General features: G+C 62.3%; 5 protein-coding genes. 2 read left to right on the plus strand and 3 right to left on the minus strand.

Features of this window, described 5'->3' with window-relative positions; all coding sequences use genetic code 11:
• Window positions 1-17 precede the first annotated feature (17 nt).
• From OC610_RS22560 to OC610_RS22570, 3 genes are all read right to left on the minus strand, one after another.
• Window positions 18-629, minus strand: coding sequence for a 3'-5' exonuclease (locus OC610_RS22560; protein WP_264430899.1), 612 nt, complete (start codon window positions 627-629; stop codon window positions 18-20).
• Between the two features lie 21 nt (window positions 630-650).
• Window positions 651-1130: a LabA-like NYN domain-containing protein gene (locus OC610_RS22565; RefSeq protein ID WP_264430902.1), complete on the minus strand. Its 480-nt coding sequence runs from the start codon at window positions 1128-1130 to the stop codon at window positions 651-653.
• A gap of 128 nt (window positions 1131-1258) precedes the next feature.
• On the minus strand, window positions 1259-2017 hold the full coding sequence (locus OC610_RS22570; protein ID WP_264430905.1) for a DUF2076 domain-containing protein: 759 nt from the start codon (window positions 2015-2017) through the stop codon (window positions 1259-1261).
• A 178-nt stretch (window positions 2018-2195) separates the two neighbouring features.
• Here OC610_RS22570 and OC610_RS22575 point away from each other — a divergent pair, with 178 nt between their 5' ends.
• Both OC610_RS22575 and OC610_RS22580 read left to right on the plus strand, forming a co-directional pair.
• Window positions 2196-2855, plus strand: coding sequence for a YciC family protein (locus OC610_RS22575; protein WP_264430906.1), 660 nt, complete (start codon window positions 2196-2198; stop codon window positions 2853-2855).
• Complete coding sequence (locus OC610_RS22580) at window positions 2852-3931, plus strand: endonuclease/exonuclease/phosphatase family protein (RefSeq protein ID WP_264430908.1); 1080 nt, start codon at window positions 2852-2854, stop codon at window positions 3929-3931. The genes OC610_RS22575 and OC610_RS22580 overlap by 4 nt, the downstream gene beginning before the upstream one ends.
• Window positions 3932-3967 lie beyond the last annotated feature (36 nt).

Below are 3967 nucleotides of genomic sequence, written 5' to 3' on the forward strand. Positions count from 1 at the left end.
AAGGTTCCGCAGTGCGTTCAGAACCCGCGATGGCGCTTGAGGTGTTCGTTGATCTTCGCCGCCGGCACTTTCTGCAAACTGCACAGCAGGTCGTGGGACAACTCCCGCAACCCATGCTTCTGGCGCAATTGCGCAGCAAGGTGCGCGGTAAGGTTGGCGGCCATTTCGGCGTCGGCCATGGCCCGGTGAGCCTGGCCGGTGTGGGGCAGGCCAGCGAAGGCGTTGAGCGTGCCGAGCTTGTGGTTCGGCGCCGATGGCATCAACCGTCGGGCCAGCAACAACGAACAGGCGAAGTTCTGCAGGCGGGTGCGCTTGATGCGCCCCAGTTCGAAGTCCCAGAACTTCTGGTCGAACGCGGCGTTATGCGCCAGCAGCGGCGTGATGCCGACAAACTCGTTGACCTCGTTCATCACTTTTTCCGCCGGGGGAGCGCTGCGCAGCATGGCGTTGCTGATGCCGGTGAGCTGTTCGATAAAGGCCGGCACGCGAACGCCGGCGTTCATCAGGCTCTGGTAACGGTCGACGATCCGGCCCTGTTCAAGGATCACCACGGCGATTTCCGTGGCCCGGCAACTGCTGCTCGGGGTGATGCCGGTGGTTTCAAAGTCGATGACTGCGATGCGTTCCAAACCTGTGGGGCTCCTTGGAGATCAATTCTTGAGCAGCAACGCGCCGTCGATGGGCACGTAGCGGCTGGCGGCGCGGATCAGCGAGTTGGCGGTCAACCCTGGCACGCCATAGGCCACCGCCTGCACGCCGTGCTTGCTGATGATGCGTTCGAGCAGCATGTCGAAATCACCGTCGCCGGAGGCCAACACCACTTCATCGACATGGTCGGCGGCGTCCATGATGTCGAGCGTGATGCCCACGTCCCAGTCGCCCTTGGCCGAACCGTCGCTGCGCTGGATATAAGGCTTGAGCTTCACGGTGAAGCCCAGGTTGCGCAGGATCTGCTGGAACTGTTGCTGCTTGCTGTCGCCGCGATCGATCGCGTAGGCATAGGCCTCGACGATCTGGCCCTGTTTGCTGACATCAGCCCACAGCGCCGCGTAGTTGAAATGGCAGCCATAGGCTTGGCGCACGGTGTAGTAGAGGTTCTGGACATCGGCGAACACTGCGATTTTTTTCACCGCGTTTCCTCATGAATGCACGCGCGCGCAGGCCACCCGGCCCGAAAAGTCGCCCAGTATGCCAGCCTCTAGGAATGTTCCGCGAATAATCGGCCCGAGGCGCCCGGGCGCCTCGGACGAATGGCAGGTCAGACGAACGAGTCGTCATCGCCGAAGAAGGACGAATCGTCGCTGTAGTCCGCGTCGCTGAAACCGCCTGGGTCATTGTCGTAGGTCCCGCTGTCGGCAACGCGCTGGTCATCGTCCCAGCCGTTGTCGCTGCTGTTGGCCGTGTCGTTGACGGGCTGGGCCGGTTCTTCCTTGAGGATCTCGACGATTTCCTGAGGCTGATTGCTGTGGAACAGGCTGCTGATGCCCTGGGCCAGCATCACGCCACCGGCCACGCCCGCCGCGGTTTTCAAGGCGCCACCGAGGAAGCTGCTGGCCGCCGGAGCCTGCTGTTGCGGCGCACCATAGTTGCCGGGCGAGGCAGCGAAACCTTGCTGGGCCGGCGCATTGAACGACGGCCGTCCCGGTTCGCGCCAGCCACCACCGCTGGGGGCCGGTGTGCCCGCAGGACGGGAATCGCGGCTGCTGCCGCCACCGAATATGCTCGAAAGAAAACCACCGCCGCCGCTGGGCACCGACCCCTGGTTGCGGGTCTGCTGCAGCTCGGCTTGCAATTGCTCGACCTGCTGGGCGAGTTGCTTGTTCTGCTCGTCCAGTCGTTTGATCGCCGCCTCTTGCACCAGGATCGCCTGGGCCATGAAATAGCCCGCCGCAGGCTGGTTGGCCAAATGCTCCTTGATCCGCGCCTCAGCCTGGGCGTCGCGCGGGGCTGAATCCTTTTCGGCCTGTTGCAGCCGTGAAAACAGTCCATCGATCAGGGTTTGTTCTTCGCTGTTCATGGCGACCTCATCAGATTGCCGGATAAAAAACCAAGCCGGTCCGCAAAAGACCGGTGCCCCTCAGTAATGGGGTCCACCAGCAACCTTTCAATGGTCTTTACCTGATGTTTACGTTTGTTTCTGCGGTCACCTGATGGGTAAAGTGTCGGACCGCTTTTTTGAACTGCGATACCGACCCATGAATCCGTTAGAAGTACTGCGTGACTCCTTGTATTTTTTCAAGCGCCATCTGGGCCGCATCGCCCAGTTGTGCCTGCCGCTGGTGATCGTCGAAGCGGTGCTGCAACAAGGGGTGGACAACGCCTTCGGGGCGGATGGCTTTTCCGGCTACAGCGTGATCGTCGGTCTGTTGGTGTACCCGTTGTATACCGCAGCGTTGATTCTGTTTCTCGACGCTCGCAGTCGTGGCGAAGCCCCGCGGGCGCGCGACCTGCTCGCGGCCGCCCTGCTCCAATGGCCACGCTTCGCCTTGCTGACCGCCCTCAATACGCTGCTGATCCTGATTGGCATTTCGTTGTACTTCCTGCCGGGGCTGTGGCTGATGGTGGTCCTGGCCTTCGGTGAATACCTGTTGGTACTCAAAGGCATGTCGCCACTGGCCGCCATGAAGGAAAGCGCACGCTTGAGCCGCGGTCATTTCTGGCGAATCCTGCTGTGTATCCTTGCCGTGATGGTCCCGCTGTGGCTGCTCAAGGGCGCCAGCGTCTCGGTGTACCCTGCGCCGCAGAACCCCTTGATCAGCCTGCTGATCGATAGCATCCACAGCTTCCTGCAACTGTTCACTACGGTGGTGCTGTTCCGCATGTTCATGTTGATTGCCGAAAAGCCCGAGCCATGACCCGTCTGCTGCGATACACCGTACTGGGCCTGTTGTTGATCGTCGGCCTCGGTGTCTTCTCGATCTATGGGCTGACCTGGCGGCCCCAGGCCCGGGAAGCGCTGCCGGTCAGTTGCGCCGCGAACGCCGCGCCGCTGATGCCCGGCCAGGCCTTGAAGGTGATGACCTGGAACGTGCAGTTCCTGGCCGGCAAGCGCTACGTGTTCTGGCACGACCTGGCCCAGGGCGACGATGAAAGCCCGACCCTGGAAGACATGGCCTTCAGCCTCGACGAAGTGGCGCGGGTCATTCGCGACGAGCAACCGGACGTGGTGTTGCTCCAGGAGCTGGACAACGGCGCCAAGCCCAGCCATTACCAGGAACAACTCAAGCTGCTGCAGGAACGCCTGGCCGACCTCTACCCGTGCGGCACCAGCGCCTTCGACTGGAAAGCCGATTTCATCCCCAGCCCACGGATCTTTGGCAGCGTCGGCCGGCAGCTGGCGACGCTGAGTCGCTACCGCATCGACCATGCCGAGCGGGTGCAGTTGCCCGTGGCGGATGGGAATTTCATCAGCCGTCAATTCCAGCCGAAAAACGCCTTGCTGGTGAGTTACCTGTCCCTGAACGGCGGCGGGCAACTGGCGGTGCTCAATACGCACCTGGAGCGGGCGGCTCAGCCGGACGACACCGCGCAAAAACAGATCGATGCCGTGGCCAAGGCTTTGGACACGCTCGAATCCGCCGGCACGTCCTGGCTGATCGGTGGCGATTTCAATTTGTTGCCCCTGGGCCAGTACCGGCGCCTGCCGGCGGAACAGCGCTCGCCCTACTCCGCCGACAGCGAGCTGCATCTGTTGTGGGACAAATACCCGATGATCCCGACCAACAACGAGGCCAGCGGCATTGACCGCGAACACTGGCTGACCCACTACCCCAACGACCCCGGCCTCAACGGCCCCGACCGCACCGTCGACTACCTGTTCTACAGCCCGCGCCTCAAGCGGGTCGAAGCCCAGGTCCGGCAGGACGACACGTTGCGCATCTCCGATCATTTGCCGGTTATTGCGCGGTTTTTGTTGCCGGCGATGCCTTAGTCAGACTCGCCTTGCCCACTGTGGGAGCGAGCTTGC

The organism is Pseudomonas agronomica, from assembly GCF_025917275.1.
Taxonomy (GTDB): domain Bacteria; phylum Pseudomonadota; class Gammaproteobacteria; order Pseudomonadales; family Pseudomonadaceae; genus Aquipseudomonas; species Aquipseudomonas agronomica.

Excerpts from the sequence above, each read along its gene's own strand:
- OC610_RS22580 (WP_264430908.1), top strand. The coding sequence starts at position 2,852 with ATGACCCGTCTGCTGCGATACACCGTACTGGGCCTGTTGTTGATCGTC.
- OC610_RS22570 (WP_264430905.1), bottom strand. The coding sequence starts at position 2,017 with ATGAACAGCGAAGAACAAACCCTGATCGATGGACTGTTTTCACGGCTG.
- OC610_RS22575 (WP_264430906.1), top strand. The coding sequence starts at position 2,196 with ATGAATCCGTTAGAAGTACTGCGTGACTCCTTGTATTTTTTCAAGCGC.